Source organism: Myxococcales bacterium (genome assembly GCA_016703425.1).
Taxonomy (GTDB): Bacteria; Myxococcota_A; Polyangia; order Polyangiales; family Polyangiaceae; genus JADJCA01.
The window spans coordinates 277,850-293,157 of record JADJCA010000008.1; the positions used below are offsets into that span (position 1 = coordinate 277,850).

A 15,308-nucleotide genomic window follows, 5' to 3' on the forward strand; every position below is an offset into this window, starting at 1 on the left:
GGGGAATGCCCCCGAAGTGAGAAAACTCACGCCTGAACGCGGCCGAAAGGCATACTTTTCAGTTCGCAGCGGCCCCCGCACGAATCATGGCGAACTGGCTCATTCACTCGGACGACGGCGTCCCTCGAGGTCCCGCATCGGCCGCCGACCTGGCTCGAGCCATTCGCAGCGGAATCCTCGATGCGCGGCAACGTGTCGCCCGCGCCGCGGCGCCCAACGATTTTCGTCCCGCCAACACGTTCCCCGAGCTCGCGACGCTGCTCGCCGGCGGCGGTGCAGGCGCCGATGGGCCGGAAGACGAGGCTGCCCTCCGAACGCTCATCGCAAGCCCCGCCGAGATCAAGGCGCTCGATCAAGCGGCTGCCGCCGGTCCTGCGTCGGTCGACGAGATGCGCTCGTTCGGGAGGCGCCCGCCTGCGGCCGCGCCCCCGTCGGAGCCCCCCCACCCGGCCGACGAGGAGGAAGGCGGAGAGCGAACGCTCATCACGGCGTCGCCCTTCGAGGAGGGCGAGCTGCCTGAGATGGGCTCGCCGGTGCACGACTCGTTTCCGCCACCCGCTCGCGATCTGCCGGCCGCGAGACCTGCCGCGGGACGGCGCCCATCGCTGCCGGATCACGGCCTGCCGGGGCAGGGCCTAGCGGGCCCGGGTCCCTCTCCGGCCACGAGTCGGCGGCCCTCGATGCCTGACTATGGCGCGGGCCCCGCACCGGCGATTCACGAGGCGCAGGCGGCCCCCGGCCGGTCGAACACGCGCATCATTCAGCCGGGCCCGGCCCAGTCACGTCACCGCGCGTTCCTGGCGCTCTCCTTCACCGGTGGCCTGTTCTTTGGCCTCATCGTCTTGGGCATCATCTACGCCGTGTCGGGCGTGCGCTGAGGCTCTGACGTCCGCTCGAGCGCCACGCGAAACGTCGTCCCTTCGCCGACGGTGCTCTCGACGTTGATAGTGCCACCCATGGACTCGACGAGTTGCCGCACGATGGCGAGCCCGAGGCCGCTGCCACCTCGCTCGCGGGAGCGCGCGGGGTCCACCCGATAGAAGCGCTCGAAGAGCCGTGGCAGGTGTTGGGCGGCGATGCCGGGGCCTCGATCGGTCACCTCAAGGACGGCCATCTTGGGGCCGTCGTCGCGCGCGGCGACGCGAATCGGAGCCCCGTTGCCGTATTTGAGCGCGTTGTCGACGAGGTTCTCGAGCACCTGCTCCAGGCCCGTGCTGTCCCCCAGGACCTCGAGGCGAGCCGGGACGTCGATGACCAGGTCGACCTTCGCCCGCTCGACTTTGGCTTTGACCGTATCCACCACGAGCGAGACGAGGGGCCCGAGCTCGATGACCTGTCGTGACGGCGCCGGACGATCCTCCAGCTCCGACAAGCGAAGGACGTCGTCGACAAGGCTCGAGAGGCGCTTCGCGTGCCGCTCGATAATCTCAACAAACTGCCGACCTTCGCCGTCGAGGCGCTTTCCCAAGAGCAACGTCTCGGCGTAGCCCAGGATCGCGGCCACCGGCGTACGAAGCTCGTGGGACGCGTTCGCCATGAAATCGCGTCGCATCGTGAGGACACGACGGATCGTCGTCATGTCTCGAAGGACGCACACAACACCGGCGCCGGCGCGTTGCTCAAGGGGGGTGACGTAGACGGCGGTGGAGCGGCCGTCGGTCGCCGCAATTTCACTCTCGTCGGTGTGGCCGTCGGCGAGGCGAGCTTCGACGAAACCGCGCATCTCGGCATCGGACAGCGCCGCCTTGAGCGATTCGCCCTCCAGAGCGCGGGGCGCGCGCAGGATCGACTTGGCCGCCGCATTGGCGAGGACGATGGCGCCACCGCGATCGACGACGAGGACGCCCTCCGCCATGCCCTCGAGGATCGCGCTTAGCCGATCTCGCTCTCGAACGAGCTCGCCGATGCGAGCCTTGAGTTGCCTCGCCAACGACGTGAGCGACTCGGCGAGCACGCCGAACTCGTCGGGCGATGGCGCCGGCACGGCCACGTCGAAGTCGCCGTTGGCGATGCGACGTGCCGTTAGCGTCATCGCGTGCAGCGGCCGAGCGACGACGCGCGACGCCAAAAGCCCGAGCGCGAGGGCCAAAACGAGCGCGAGCCCTGCGGCGCCGAGCAACTGACTGCGCAGGCCAGTGACCGTGGCATCGATGTCGGACAAGGGGACCGAGAGACGAATGACCCAACCGTCGCCGCCGCGAACAGCCACGTAGTAGGTCTCCACGCGGCGCAGGGCGCTGATCCTCGAGGCGCGCCCGACGGCGCCGCCCAAGGCGGCGGCCACCTCCGGCCCAACGTCGCCTTCGCCGACTGGTTCGGGGCGCGAGTCGGCGACGGCCACGCCCTTGTCGTCGAACATCGTGACATCGGCACCGACGATCTTAGCGAGACGCGCCGCAATCTTTTCGGGATGCCGTCGACCTTCGCCGACGCCCCACTGCGTGGCGCCGATGGCCTGTTGCTCGAGGCGCTGGTCAAGCCGCTCACGCAAGTCCCGCGCAAGCGAACGATCGAGCTGGACGACGGCAACGGCAACGACCGCGACGACCAGGGCCACGTAGCTGGCAAGGAGCTTCGCGCGAAAGGTGAAGCCGCTGGACGGGGTGCTCATGGACCGCGAGGCTCTCAGCCGACCACGTCTTTAAGGCGATATCCGAAGCCGTGTACGGTCTCCACGGCCTCGGCGCAGGGCCCCAGCTTGTCGCGCAGCCTTCGCACGTGCGTGTCGACGGTGCGCGTGTTCATCTCACCGGATGTGCCCCAAACCTCCTCGAGGAGGTTGCTCCGAGAGAACACGCGCGTGGGGTTTTCGAGCAAGACGCAGATTAGTTTGAACTCCAACGGCCGGAGCGAAACCTCGACGCCGTCGACGTAGACTCGGTGAAACCCGACATCGACTTCAAGGCCCTTCCAGCGAAGGCGTTCGCCGCCTTTGTCCAAGGCGCGGGCGACGTTGCGCTCGCGAGCACGACGCGCGAGGGCACGCACGCGGAGCACCAGCTCTTTCACGCTGAAGGGTTTCACGACGTAGTCGTCGGCGCCTTCTTCGAAACCGGCCACGCGGTCTTGCTCGTCACCGCGGGCCGTCAGCATCAGAATGCCGATGTCGGAGAGGGCTGGGTCGCGCCGAATGCGACCGCACAACTCGACGCCCGACTCGCCCGGCAGCATCACGTCCAAGATCGCCAAGAGAGGTCGCGTCTCGCGAGCCCGCTCGAGGCCATCTTCCGCCGTCGACGCGACGACGACCTCGAAGCCGGCCTCCTCGAGGTTGTAGGCCACGAGTCGAGCCAAGTCGGGCTCGTCGTCGACCAAGAGAACCAATCCTTCCTTCATTGGCCGTCCTTCATTGGCCCTCGCTCGTCGGCGCCGCCCGGCGCGTAGCTGGCCGCTCTCTTCTTAGCTACCAGGTCGCGATGCCGCCACACGGCACCTCCAGCGTGCGCGGCTTTCCACTGCTGCCGATCTGCACTTGCCGCGAGCCGCACTTCACTTCGAGTTGTTCGCCACCGTTGGTCGCGAGCTTGCCGTCGACGTAGATGCGCCGCTGCGAGGCCCACTTCGGGAGAACGACGAGGCCGTTTTCGCTGCGGCCCGCGGGCCCGCCGTCGACACGGTTGTCGGCGCTGGCGGCGCTCGCGACGACGGGCGCCCCGGCGTCGGGCACGAGCGCGCGCGCGCTTGCGCTCGCGGTTGACGTGACAGCGGGGGTGCTGGGGATGGCCAAAGGCGGCGCTGGAGACGTGAGCGGCGTCGCGCTGACGGAGACGGCGGCTGGCGGACGCGCCGCGGGGGCGACGAAGGACGCAACCGGCGGCGGCCGCTTGACGACGGAGCCACTCGCGCGCAGGCCCAGCATCGCGAAGGCGGCGGCCAGCACGGCCAGCGTCATCGCCGCGCCGGCCACGAGCGTGGTCGTATTCTGGGGCTTCTTCGGCGCAGGGCGCCGCTCCGTCGAGGGTGGCCCCTGGTCCTCTGCTCCGCCGGCCTTCGGCCTCGCCACCCCCGTCAGCGACGTCGCATCGGCGGGCTGCGCACCGTCAAGCACCGGCGCGACAGGGACCGCTGGCTCCACGGGTGCCGCGGCGGCGTTGGCCAGCGACGCGGACGGTGAGAGTGCCGGCGCAGCGGTGGGCGGCGCCGGCGCTCGTGCGACCTCGACCTCCGGCGGAGGCGGGCTCTCGAGCGACATCTCGAGCGTGCGCTGGGGCTTGCGATAGAGGACGACCGGCGTCTCCGTGGCATCGGACCCAGGTCGTGGCGCTTGGCTCAAGACCTTCTTGAGCGCGACGCGCGCCACCGGTGCGCTCGGCGCGGGCGGCGGCACGGCAGGCGCCCGTGACGTGCGGACTTGAGGGACACGCGAGCCGCGCGCCTCGCGGCGGCGGAGGACGCGAACATGGCGCTCGGCGTCGATGGCGTCGGGGTCGAGCTTGAGGGCGTGCACGAAGTGGTGCTTGGCCATCGACTCGGAGCCGCCCTCGTAGAGCGTCACCTGACCAAGGACGTAGTACGCGAAGGCAAGGTTGGGATCTTGCCTCACCGCCGACAGCGCGATGTGGCGAAGCGCGCCGAGCTGCGGCGCTGTTGGTTTTCCCTCGTGAACGCGAACCTCGGTCCACATCGCGTAGAGCTCGTATTCGATGTTCTTCGGCATCAGGCCGAAGGCGCGCCGCAGAAGGGGCACCGCGGCCTCGAGGCGATTGGCTCGCAGGTGCAAGACGCCGTGTTGGAACGCCTGTTCGGCGATGACCCGCGCCTCGTGTTCGCTCGCGGGCTTTCGCTCCGCTACCGCCTCTGGGAGCTCGAGGAGCGCGCTCTTGGCGCGCGCCTTCTTTAGGCGAGCCAGTGTGCGCGCGACGCGTTCGCTGGGCGGGGGTCGCGACGGCGGCCGCGACAGCGGACGGAGCGAGCCGCGACTCGCAGCCCGCGCGGCGTCGGCAAGCTCCAACTCGCCGGCCGCGTAGAGCGCCACGCAGAGCGCCCCGACGTCGGTTCCCGCGGCCGACGGCTCGATCTTGACGAGGTCCTCAAGGGCCACCGAGCCGTCAAAGATCGCGAGCGTGGGTTCGTCTTCCGCCGTCAACGCGAAGCGCGCCGCGACGTCGGCGACAACGGTGCTCGACAGAACGGGAAATTTTCCCCTCGCCGCTTCGACGACGCCCAGCCGTTGCTCGGGGCGGAGCCAGCGTGCCGCGTCGAGCACCAGGCTCTCGAGCGGCAACCCTGCGCCGCGAGCCGCGATCGACGCTTCGCGAAACGAGTGGTGCACGCCCTCGCGCTGAAGGGCGCGGACGATGCGCCAACGGACCTGCTCTCGGAGCGCGTGCTCGAGCTTCGCTTGTGTGAGGAGCCCCAGCTCGATGGCGATCTCGCCGAACTTTTGGCCGTTCTCGAGCGACGTGGCCATCTTGTCGATGACCTTCGCGTGCTCCTGCGCGGTTAGCACCCGGGTGCGGACCAACATGCGGCCGAGGGCTTCGCCAGGCGTTCCTTCCTCTTCGGCCCAGACCGGCAGGCCTTCGCGAAAGTGCACCGACGTCGTCACCTCGTCGGCGGCAACGGACAAAACCCCACTTCGGCGGGCCTTTCGAAGCTCGAAAAACGCGCGCACGAGGGAGCCGGTGGGATCACCGGTCGACATCAGCCGCGAGAGCATACCCGATGGGAGCCCCGGGGCCGAAATGTCAGCGAAGCGGGCGAGGCACGAGGTCTCCACCTGTGCGAGCATGGCAACGTGACGCCGAAGGACACAGCGCAGCGCGGCGTGATGGTCGGCGGCATGCAGCTGCAAGATGCGCGGACCAAACGCGCCTTCTTTTCGCTGGATCTCGTCGACCTCGACGCGCTCGATCCCAAGGACGCCATCCAGCGGGTCCCCATGACCTTCTTGGCCCACGGCTTCGCCGTCGACCCTCGCCGCCGGGGCGTCGCGGTCGTCCTCGAAAAGAAGGGCCCCGGCGCCGCCGTCGTCGACCTCGTGGGACGAAGGGCGCTCGCCACCGTGGAGCCCTCACCGGGTCACCACTTCTACGGCCACGGTCAGTTCGCCAAAGACGGCAGCGTCCTCTATTGCGTGGAGACCGAGCTCTCGACGCGACGAGGCGTCCTGTCGGTGCGCGACCGGGACACCTTCCGGGTCCTCGGCGACGTGCCAACCTTTGGCCAGAACCCCCACGACTGCGTGTTGCTCGACGGCGGCGTGATGCTCGTGACCAACGGCGGCGGCCCCGTCGGCACCGAGGAGCACGGGAGCGTGTGCCTCGTGGAGCTGGCGACGGGAAAACTTCTCGAGCGCTCCGTCGTCACCAAAGGCGAGTGGAACGCGGGGCACCTCGCCGTGAGCGACGCGGGAACCTTCGCCGTGAGCTCGGCACCGCGCGACGGCTTGCCAGAGAAAGAGTCCCCCGGTGGCGTGAGCTTTCGGCGAGGTGGCGGACCGCTCCGACCGATGGATGAGCCTCGCGACGTGACCGGTCGCATGCTCGGCGAGTCGCTAAGCGTCGCGGTGCACGAGGCGAGCGGCGTCGCTGTCGTGACCAACCCTTGGGGCAACCTGATGACGCTCTGGGACGTGCGCGAGGGCCAACTCCTCGAGGCTCGGGCCATGGAGTTTCCGCGAGGGGTCACGCTGTCACTCGATGGCTCCGCGTTCGTCGTGACCCACGGCAAGGGCGCCATCATGACGCTCTTTTCGGCGGACCGCGCCGTGACGTCGCTCGGCGACGCCGGCGGCGGCACGATCTCGGGCTCACACGTCTACGCGTGGGACGGCGAAGGCGCGCGCCGCTGATCGGAGCCCGAGCTACCGCGTGCGTTCGAGCTCGCGCCGCTTCGCGATGCGCTCCTGGAGCAGATGGATCGCGCCAATGCCGCCCGGCACACGACCTCTCGCAATGTCGTGGACCATCTGCGTCGCCTCTCGATTGGCCGGGACGGCGCATCGATGGCGCTCGGCGCGTTCCACGATCTCACCGTTCAGAAAGTCGACCGCCGGGATCCGGCCCCGCTCGATGGCGGACAGCATCGACGAGCGCATGCGTCGGTAGCGCGCCCCGACAGCGAGCATCAGCGAATGTTTCGCGACCAACGTGGGTGATCCCTGCGCGGCGCGCTCCGCGTCGGTGAGCGCCAGCTTGGTGAGGTCGAGGCCCGCGATCTTCTCCAGCGTGACCCCCTCCTTCGACGCGAGTTCGACGACCTCGGTGATGAGCTCGAGGCCGAGTCGGCGCGCCGTGCGGTGAAGGAGGACGGCACCGAGCGTGCCTCGGCCGATGGTTCCCAAGGTCGAGATGGCGCAGTTGATGGCGAGCTTGCTCCACCGCGCGCCGCGGAGGTTCGTGGTGAGCTTGACGGGCGCCACCGGCGACAGGCACGACGCGAGCCCCGCCAGTGCGTCCTCGGGAGCGCTCGCATCGAGCGTCCCGACGGTGAAGCCGCCGCGCGCCGTCAGGTGGTACCGGCCCGGCTCGGGCATGCTCGCGCCCCAGCCGACGACCGCTCCCACGACGCGAGACGCGGGAAGGCCCAGGCGCGTGATTCGCTCCTCCGCGAGGCCATTTTGGAAGCAAACGAGGCGCCCCGACGGCGAGAGCCAGGGCATCGCGGCCCTCGCCGCCTCCTCCACTTGCGGTGGTTGAACGGCGAGCACGATCCAATCGTAGGGCCCCGTCACCGCCGCAGGCTCCGACAGAATCGGCGCGACGATCGCTCGCTCGCGCAAAAGTCCGCCGACGCGGTAGCCGCCCTTGCGTACGGCCTCGGCGATGCGCGCGTTGGTCGTCAACGCGCTGACCTCGAAGGTTGGCTCGGCGCTCGTGCCCCAACGCTCCGCGGCGAGCGCCGCGGTAATCCCTCCGAGGCCGCCGGCCCCGACAACAAGCATTCGCTCCGCCATCTCGGTGCGTGATTACCAGACCGGCCCCGAAGCCTCCACCGTGGTGGATCCGATGTCCATCAGGAGCTTGGCGATCCCCTTCTGCACCTACATGCACTCCGCACGGTTTCGAAAACGGTGCGAAAAACGCGAAATCGTCTTTCGTCGCCGAGGCGAGACGCGCGAGCGGGGGCGAGGGCCTCTGGAACATTTTCTCCCCCAGCGCACGGGCTCGTGAAATGTTCCTTTGGCGCTCTACGGCATGGCCGTTGCTCCACTGAGGACACGTCGCCTGCCGCGACGCCGCGGCGCATCGAGCGCCCTTCACCACCACTTTTTCCGGGAGGAGAAAGCCCATGACGTTGGGGTCGCGCCTTCGGCGCTTGCTATTCGTGTGTCCGCTCGTCGGCGTCGTCGCCGGAATGTCGTTGGCTAGCGGCCGCACGGCGTCCGCCGACACGGCCGACAAGACGGAGCTGAACGAACGGTGCGCGACGCGCCTCTCGATCGCTCTGCTCGGGCGGAGCCCCGACGCGACGCTCTTTGCGTCAGCAACGCCGCAGGCGTCCGTCAACGGCATGCTCCTATCGCAAGACTTCATCGAGCGCTTCTCGCGCTTCGTCAACGCGCGCTTCAATCCGACGCCAGGGGTGACGCAAGACGAAGACGCCGCCTACTTCATGGCGAAGCGTGTTCTCGCGGAAGGCAAACCTTGGCAAGACATGTTCGTCGGCCCGTACCGCGTCGAAAACGGCGCCGCTGTGGATGACCCGAACGGCCTTGGCTACTTTCGCAGCCCCGCGTGGCTCAAGCGCTACGCCGGCAACGAAGGCGCTGGCCTCAAGATCGTGACCGGCGCCCGCATGCTGAAAGACACGCTGGGGCTCAAGCTCGAGGCCGTGACCAACGAGCCGAGCGTCGACATCAGCGCGACGGGGCGTCAGGCTCCCGGGTGTCGCGGCTGTCACTTCGAGAACTGGTACGCCCTCGACAAGGTGGCGAGCGTCCTCACGCGACGTCAGGGCAAGGGCGACAAGATGACCTTCGTGCCGAGCACCACCGGTCCCGCGGCGCTCCTCGACGGTCAGACCATCGCCGACGACAAGCAGCTCGTCACCACCATCGTCGCGTCGGAGGGGTTTCGCTTCAACGTGTGCCGCCTCGCGTTTCAATTCCTCTACGGCCGCGCCGAGAACGTGTGCGAAGGCCCCGCCTTTGACCGCTGCATGACTGAGTTCTCGGCCAAGCAAACGATGCAGTCGGCCATCTCCGCCGTCGCCTCTGACCCCTCGTTTTGCCAATGAGAAACGGAGCCAGGATGAACGCTTCCCGCCACCTCACCTCCGCCGCGCCTCTCCTTGGCGCGGTCGTGTGCGTCATCGCGCTTTTTGGTTGCAACGCTGGCGACCTCTCGGGCATGGAGTTCGGCAACGGCAAGGGCAAACCCGGCGCTGAAGGGGCGGGAGGCACCGTCGACCCCGCCGCCGCCGCCAATCCGACCTACGGCTGTTCCGAGCGCGCGAAGAAGTACGTCGGGTTCGGGAAGACCGACCTCGTTTCCGCGCGACTCGACGCGGTGGAAGGCATCGATCGCCAGCGTGTGAAGCCGTACAGCGCCCTCGTGGGTGAGTACACCCGCGTCACCGGCGTGACCGCGCCCGCCCTCCTCGGGCAATCCGGGTCGACCTTCGGGCAGCCCGTCGCGCGATGGAACGAGGAGCCGGAGGGCAGCGCCGTCAACCTCTACACCGCGTTCCGCATCGGCTTTGAGACGTGCCTCGTCTACACGCAGACCGACGCGAAGTACGCCGCGGCGCCCGCCGACGCCACGGCGACCACCGAGTGCAGCGCCATGGCACGCCGTTTCTGGAGCCGCACCGCGACGCCCGAGGAGTCGGCCGCGTGCGTGCAAATGGCCACCGTCGAATCGGCCAAGGAGACCGACCCGCGGAGGCGCTGGGCTTACGCGTGCGCCTCGGTCCTGACGGCCGCCGGCTTTCTGACCTACTGACTCACCTGCTGAGGAGATTTCGACGATGAAGAAGAATGAGCTCTCTCGGCGCGGATTCTTGAAGGGCCTCTCGGCGGCCGCCGGCGCCGCTGCCGCGGGTCGCATCATCCCCGGTTGGGTGCCGAACGCGTCGGCGCAGCTCGCCGGCGGCGAGAAGTCGGCGCTCGTCGTGCTCTACCTGGACGGCGGCTACAACTCGCTCTTCACCGGGGCTGACGCCTTCCTCGCCAACGGGAGCTTCGGCGTCAACAACGGCAACATGATGGCCCTCGGCAACGGCCTCACCGTCGACGCGCCGACGCTTGGCTCGTTGCCTCAGGCGGCGCTGCAAAAGATGGCGTCCATCGGCATTCGCCACAACACCACGTCGCACGAGACGGCGAAGGTCCGCAACTGGACCACCGGGAACCGGGCCTACCCGCTGATGCTCGCGAACGTCATGGGCGGCGACGCGGCCATCAAGGCGGCGGCCATCGGCAACCGCCCCGACATGGACAACGTGCAGCCGCAGACAGAGGGCGGCATCTCGCTTCAGACGATCACCAACATGGATGCCACCATTCGCGCGCTCGGCGGTGGCACGCCGGACCCGAAGGTCCCCGACCGCGACATCGCGGCCAAGGGCCTGACGGCCGCGCGCACCATGAGCGGCGGTCGCATCGGCGCGAGCCAGAAATCCTTGGTGACGGTGAAAGATGGCTTCGACACCGCCGTCGAGACCTTGAAGAAGCCCGTGAAGCCATTTTCGTTCACGGACCTAGCGACCGCCTACGGCCAGCCGACGAACCAATTCGGCGTGAACAACTTCCGCTCCAAGATGGTGGCCGCCGAGCTCATGGTGCTCGCCGGCGCGAACGTCATCACCATCACCGACGGCGGCTGGGACTCGCACGACGACAACGACGGTTCGTCGGTACGCAACCAGATGACGCAGGACATCTTGCCCTCGCTCCGCACGTTCCTGACGCGCATGCTCGCGAACCCCGACTACAACGTCGTCTTCACCATCATGGGAGACTTCGCGAGGAGCCTCCCGAACTCCGACCACCAGGGAAACCTGACGTCGACGGTCATCGGCAAATACGTGAAGGTCGGCACCACGGGGCGTACCGATGGCGACGTGGGCCTGCCGGCGACGACGCCGTCCAACGCCGGCTATTGGGCGTACCTGTCGAAGGCGCTCAAGGTGCCGACCGATCCCTTCGGTCCGAACCCGCACGCGCTGATTCTCTGAAGCGCGCGCGGGCCGCCCGAGTGCTCCCGGACCGGCGTGTCAACACGGACGCGTCAGTTCGCAACGGCGGCGAGCGGCGGCTCAGCGAGGACTTCGTCCAGGACCTCGACGCACGCGGCTTCCGTCTCGCAGCCCATCAGGCGCCGGCGGAGTTGCGCCGCGTGGGGGAGGCCGTGGAGGTAACCGCTCAGGTGGCGGCGCGTCACGTGGACCCCGTGGCGCTCGCCGCGTGCCTCGACGTTCGCGTGAAGGTGCACTTTGCAGGTTTCGATGCGTTCCGCGACCGTCGGCAAGACGACCGGCTCGCCGCGAAACTTGGCCTCGATTTCACGAAACACCCAAGGGTGCTCGATGGCGCGGCGGCCAACCATGACGCCGGCGCAGCCCGTCTCTTCGATGGCGCGGGCGGCGTCGTCGGCGCTCTTGACGTCACCGTTGACGATGACGGGGATCGAGACCTTCTCGCGGGCCTTCTGGGCCCAGGACCAATCGGCTTCGCCCTTGTGGCCCATCTGCGCCGTGCGACAGTGAATCGTCAGGGCCGCGATGCCAGTGTCCTCGAGACGGCGCGCGAGGTCGACGATGGGCATGTGCGACTCCGGCCCCCAGCCGACACGCGTCTTGATGGTGACAGGAATGGACACGCTCTCCACCACGAGCCGCGCCATGGCGACCATCGCGTCGGGGTCGCGAAGCCAGCCCGCGCCGGCGCCGCGCCCTGCGATCTTCGGGACCCAGCAGCCGCAGTTCACGTCGATGTAGAGCGGCTGGGCTTCTTCGGCCACGCGCGCCGCCTCCGCGAGTCGCTCCGGGTCGGAGCCGTAGATCTGGATGGCCGTGCCGATGTCGTCGTCGGCGAGGCGGATCTTCCGGCGCGCGTTCTTGCAGCCTCGCAACAGACCTTCGACGTTGACGAACTCGGTCACGGCGATGCGCGCGCCGAAGCGCCGGCAAAGACGGCGGAAGACGTCGTCGGTGACATCCTCCATGGGCGCGAGGATGACGGGGCGCTCCCTCAGCATCTGGGCAGCGGCAATGGGGTGGTGCGGCACGGCGGGCACCTATTAGCAGAACGGCGCGGCGGGGCTATTTTTCCCCTCGCGGAGCGCCTTTTCTTCGGCGCCCAAGGCCGCAATGGCCGCTGTCGTGCGCTCCGCGACCTCGCGGTAGACCCTCGGGCTGCCGTTCTTGGCGTAGAGATCGCTGAAGTCGAGCGGCGCGCCGAAGACGACGTTGACCTCGTCGCCGGTGCGCCGAAAGTTGGTCCACACCTGCTTGACGATGTCGTTGAGGAGGCCGTTCACGAAGACCGGAATGACCGTCACGCGGGAGCGATGAATGATGCGCCCCACGCCCGGCTGCGCAGGCAAGAGCTCGTAGGGATCGTCGCCACGGCCCCGCGTGCCCTCGGGGTGAAGGCCGACGAAGGTGCCGCCTTGCTCCACGAGGCGGACGACCTCGTCGAGGCCCGCGAGGTTCAGGGCCGCCTTCTTCTTGTCGCGAAACACCGGCGGGTACATCGCGAAGAAGCTCATGGCTCCGTTGACCAAGGGCCCGAAGGGGTGGTCGTAGAAGAAGTTAGACCGAACGGGAAAGAGCAGCCGGTGAGGGAGCCCGCCGCGAACGAGGTACGACGTGATGGCGTAGAGGTCGAAGAAGCTCCGGTGGTTGCTGACCAGGATGTAGCTGGCGCTGGGGTCGAACGACGGGAGCCGCGAGGCCCCCTGTACCTGCCGCAGGTGCGACAGCGCGCTGTTGATCCACGCCTGTCCGAGGGTGCGCTGGCAGGCGCGCAGCGTTCGGTCGATGGGCCCGTGGCGAAAACTCTCGCGAATGAAGCGAATCTGCAGCCGCTCGAGGGGCGTCAGAAGACCGCGATCGTCCTCGAGGAGGTCATTCGTCTTGCGCGAGTGGGCGGGCGCTTCCACCAGCGACCGTTTGGCCGAATTCGGGGGCGCGCGCAAGGGAATCGGCGAAGACGGCGCGCTTGGGTGCGTCGCGAGGCCCGGACCGACGAGCCCGCACCGACGAGCCCGGGCGCGCCGGACGCGGGCTCAGCGGAGCTGAATCACGCCGTAGTCAACGAGGAGCGCGAGGCTGCGTAGGGCGTCTTCGCGGGGCACCGGCGCCATGTCGAGCAACGTTTCGAGGTTCGTCACCCCGTCCATCACGCCAAGGAGAAACGCGGACGTCGGGTCGAGCGGCAGGCCGCGGAGCTCGGCAGGGCTCATGCGCACCATCGGCACGAGCGAGAGCGACGGAATCCGGAGCGCCAGGTCGGACTGCGAGTGGCGTGTGGCGTAAACACCGGACTCGTCGGCGTCGTCATCCTCCGGCGCCGATGCGGGCGCCGGGATCGTCGGCCTCGAATTGATGTTGTCGCCGTTGGCTGCCGCCCGAATCTTCACTCTGCGTGAATGGTGACCCAGGACGCGGGGCGCTCCCACCTTTTTCTCGCGTGGCGGGCAACTTCTTCCCTCGCTGATGCGGCGCTTTTTTCGACCCGGCGATGGGAGGCGTGGCTTGCGCGAGAGCGCCGTTCGGATGATCCTCGCGCGCCGCCATGAGCGAAATTCCTAAGATCCTCCAGCTTCTTAAGAGCGACTCGATCGAAACGCAGATCGCCGCGGCGGTCGTCCTCGCGGAGCTTCGACCAAAGGGTGCCGAGGTAGCCGCTGCGCTTGCAGAGGCACTTGGGTCGGATGTGCACATCCTCCAGCGCCACGCGCTCGTCGGCCTCGCGCGCATCGGCGCCAAGAAGGCGCTGCCGAAGATCTTCCCGCTGCTGCAGGTTCACGACACGGACGTGCGTCGTGCCGCGGCGGCGGCCATCACCAGCGTCGGCGAAGAGGTCGTGCCGCTCATCAAGGCGCGCATGGCGTCGGCGCTGCCAGAGGAGCGGCGCGCGCTCGAAGGCGTCCTCGCAGAGCTCGGCGGCCGCGACGCGTTCACAGCGCTCCTCACCACGCTCGTGTCGGGAGACGAAGAAGAGGGCAAGGCCGCCGCCATCGCCGTGCGCGAGCGAGCGAAGAGCGCCGACGGTCGGCAGCGTCGGACGTACCTGACGGAGACCGAGAAGTTCCTGGCAAAGAACGCGAAGTCCAAGGGCGGCGAGGCCCCGCACGCGGTCGCTGCCGTGCTCAAGATCATGGGCTTCCTCGAAGACGAGAAGGCCATCCCCACGCTCCTCGCCTACGCCGCCGACAAAAAGCAACCGCCGAAGGTCCGTCAGGAGGCCATCATCGCGATGCGCTTCTGCCTCAAGGACAAGAAGGCGCCGGTGAGGCTTGTGGAGGCTCTGCTCGACGCGGCGTCGCTCGACGATCGAACGCTGGCCCAGACGGCGCTTCACACCCTCGGCAGCCTCGAGCTGCCGAGCGGTGTGGCCAATCGCCTCTCCAAGTTGGTCAACCATCCCGACGGCGAGCGCGCCCGCTTCGTCATCGAGCAGCTCGGTCGGCAAGCCGACAAGGACGCAGCGGCGGTCCTTGTGGCGGTGCTTCTGGGCCCCGACCGACGCCGCGTCGAGCTGGCAGCGACGGCGTTGACAGGGATGGAGGCCGCCGTGCCGCTGCTGGCGAAGGCTCTCCTCGATAGCGACAACCCAGACCGATCGTGGATCCTCCGCAACGTGCTCCGGCCGGCGGCGAAGAAGATCGCCCCCGCGATGCGAAAGCAGCTGCTCGACGCGGCGCTCAAGCAATTCGCGACCGGGCGCGGTTGGGAAGCGCTCCTCGACGTCGTCCGCGACGCCGATCCGGAGGGCACGAGCGAAGCGCTCCGCGCGCTCTCGCTGAAGCTCAAGAAGGCTGGCACGACCGACAAGGCGGTGACGGTCATGCGGCTCGTCTGCAAGACCGACGGCGCCACCGATCACGATCGGTACGCCCTGGCGACGCTCGAGCTTGCAAAGCGCACCAAAGACACGCGCCCTCAGGCTCGCGCTGGCGACGAGGCGCTAAAGCAGTTGAGCGCCCTGCTCGCGCGCGGCTACGACCTCGCGGGCGCCCTGCGCAAGGATCGCGCTGTCGAGCTCGAGGACCTCTTCTACCTCGGCTTCCACTTCGCCGAGGAGGGCCACCCCGTTGGCGAAGAGCTCCTTGGCGAGGTCGTCAAGAAGGGCGGCCGCGCGAAGATCGCCAAGATGGCGAAGAACAAGCTCGCGCTGGTAAGCGCATAGCGTCTGC

13 protein-coding genes are annotated in these 15,308 nt (G+C 68.4%); 6 read left to right on the plus strand and 7 right to left on the minus strand.

Going from position 1 to position 15,308, the window contains the following annotated elements:
* Positions 1-86 precede the first annotated feature (86 nt).
* On the plus strand, positions 87-878 hold the full coding sequence (locus tag IPG50_16205; GenBank protein ID MBK6693731.1) for a hypothetical protein: 792 nt from the start codon (positions 87-89) through the stop codon (positions 876-878).
* Here IPG50_16205 and IPG50_16210 read toward each other — a convergent pair.
* From IPG50_16210 to IPG50_16220, 3 genes are all read right to left on the minus strand, one after another.
* Positions 854-2,611, minus strand: a complete 1,758-nt coding sequence (locus IPG50_16210) for a HAMP domain-containing protein (protein MBK6693732.1) — start codon at positions 2,609-2,611, stop codon at positions 854-856. The genes IPG50_16205 and IPG50_16210 overlap by 25 nt on opposite strands.
* Before the next feature lie 14 nt (positions 2,612-2,625).
* A complete protein-coding gene (locus tag IPG50_16215) occupies positions 2,626-3,336 on the minus strand; it encodes a response regulator (GenBank protein MBK6693733.1) in 711 nt (236 codons plus the stop codon).
* Positions 3,337-3,403: 67 nt separating this feature from the next.
* Complete coding sequence (locus IPG50_16220) at positions 3,404-5,731, minus strand: tetratricopeptide repeat protein (protein ID MBK6693734.1); 2,328 nt, start codon at positions 5,729-5,731, stop codon at positions 3,404-3,406.
* 6 nt (positions 5,732-5,737) lie between these two features.
* On the opposite strand from IPG50_16220, the gene IPG50_16225 reads away from it, so the two are divergent.
* Entirely contained in the window at positions 5,738-6,793 is a 1,056-nt protein-coding gene (locus IPG50_16225; protein ID MBK6693735.1) for a DUF1513 domain-containing protein, read from the plus strand.
* 12 nt (positions 6,794-6,805) lie between these two features.
* Here IPG50_16225 and IPG50_16230 read toward each other — a convergent pair whose 3' ends face one another.
* The gene (locus IPG50_16230; protein ID MBK6693736.1) at positions 6,806-7,897 is read right to left on the minus strand and encodes a 2-dehydropantoate 2-reductase; all 1,092 of its coding nucleotides are present in this window, start codon (positions 7,895-7,897) and stop codon (positions 6,806-6,808) included.
* A gap of 335 nt (positions 7,898-8,232) precedes the next feature.
* Here IPG50_16230 and IPG50_16235 point away from each other — a divergent pair, with 335 nt between their 5' ends.
* From IPG50_16235 to IPG50_16245, 3 genes are read left to right on the plus strand one after another with little or no spacing between them, the layout of a single operon-like run.
* Positions 8,233-9,180 carry a hypothetical protein gene (locus IPG50_16235; protein ID MBK6693737.1) on the plus strand — a complete coding sequence of 316 codons (948 nt, stop codon included), beginning with the start codon at positions 8,233-8,235 and terminating at the stop codon, positions 9,178-9,180.
* Between the two features lie 14 nt (positions 9,181-9,194).
* Positions 9,195-9,887 carry a hypothetical protein gene (locus IPG50_16240; protein MBK6693738.1) on the plus strand — a complete coding sequence of 231 codons (693 nt, stop codon included), beginning with the start codon at positions 9,195-9,197 and terminating at the stop codon, positions 9,885-9,887.
* Between the two features lie 25 nt (positions 9,888-9,912).
* On the plus strand, positions 9,913-11,121 hold the full coding sequence (locus IPG50_16245; protein ID MBK6693739.1) for a twin-arginine translocation signal domain-containing protein: 1,209 nt from the start codon (positions 9,913-9,915) through the stop codon (positions 11,119-11,121).
* 53 nt (positions 11,122-11,174) lie between these two features.
* Here the strand turns inward: IPG50_16245 and dusB are convergent, their stop codons facing one another.
* From dusB to IPG50_16260, 3 genes are all read right to left on the minus strand, one after another.
* A complete protein-coding gene (gene dusB, locus IPG50_16250; GenBank protein ID MBK6693740.1) occupies positions 11,175-12,143 on the minus strand; it encodes a tRNA dihydrouridine synthase DusB in 969 nt (322 codons plus the stop codon).
* A 42-nt stretch (positions 12,144-12,185) separates the two neighbouring features.
* The gene (locus IPG50_16255; protein MBK6693741.1) at positions 12,186-13,049 is read right to left on the minus strand and encodes a 1-acyl-sn-glycerol-3-phosphate acyltransferase; all 864 of its coding nucleotides are present in this window, start codon (positions 13,047-13,049) and stop codon (positions 12,186-12,188) included.
* A 126-nt stretch (positions 13,050-13,175) separates the two neighbouring features.
* A complete protein-coding gene (locus tag IPG50_16260; GenBank protein MBK6693742.1) occupies positions 13,176-13,529 on the minus strand; it encodes a hypothetical protein in 354 nt (117 codons plus the stop codon).
* 155 nt (positions 13,530-13,684) lie between these two features.
* Here IPG50_16260 and IPG50_16265 point away from each other — a divergent pair, with 155 nt between their 5' ends.
* On the plus strand, positions 13,685-15,301 hold the full coding sequence (locus IPG50_16265; GenBank protein MBK6693743.1) for a HEAT repeat domain-containing protein: 1,617 nt from the start codon (positions 13,685-13,687) through the stop codon (positions 15,299-15,301).
* Positions 15,302-15,308: the final 7 nt, after the last annotated feature.

What these genes read in the sequence shown, in the direction of transcription:
- IPG50_16205 (MBK6693731.1), top strand. Translation starts at nt 87, where the DNA reads ATGGCGAACTGGCTCATTCACTCGGACGACGGCGTCCCTCGAGGTCCC.
- IPG50_16210 (MBK6693732.1), bottom strand. Translation starts at nt 2,611, where the DNA reads ATGAGCACCCCGTCCAGCGGCTTCACCTTTCGCGCGAAGCTCCTTGCC.
- IPG50_16215 (MBK6693733.1), bottom strand. Translation starts at nt 3,336, where the DNA reads ATGAAGGAAGGATTGGTTCTCTTGGTCGACGACGAGCCCGACTTGGCT.
- IPG50_16220 (MBK6693734.1), bottom strand. Translation starts at nt 5,731, where the DNA reads ATGCTCGCACAGGTGGAGACCTCGTGCCTCGCCCGCTTCGCTGACATT.
- IPG50_16230 (MBK6693736.1), bottom strand. Translation starts at nt 7,897, where the DNA reads ATGGCGGAGCGAATGCTTGTTGTCGGGGCCGGCGGCCTCGGAGGGATT.
- IPG50_16235 (MBK6693737.1), top strand. Translation starts at nt 8,233, where the DNA reads ATGACGTTGGGGTCGCGCCTTCGGCGCTTGCTATTCGTGTGTCCGCTC.
- IPG50_16240 (MBK6693738.1), top strand. Translation starts at nt 9,195, where the DNA reads ATGAACGCTTCCCGCCACCTCACCTCCGCCGCGCCTCTCCTTGGCGCG.
- IPG50_16245 (MBK6693739.1), top strand. Translation starts at nt 9,913, where the DNA reads ATGAAGAAGAATGAGCTCTCTCGGCGCGGATTCTTGAAGGGCCTCTCG.
- dusB (MBK6693740.1), bottom strand. Translation starts at nt 12,143, where the DNA reads ATGCTGAGGGAGCGCCCCGTCATCCTCGCGCCCATGGAGGATGTCACC.
- IPG50_16265 (MBK6693743.1), top strand. Translation starts at nt 13,685, where the DNA reads ATGAGCGAAATTCCTAAGATCCTCCAGCTTCTTAAGAGCGACTCGATC.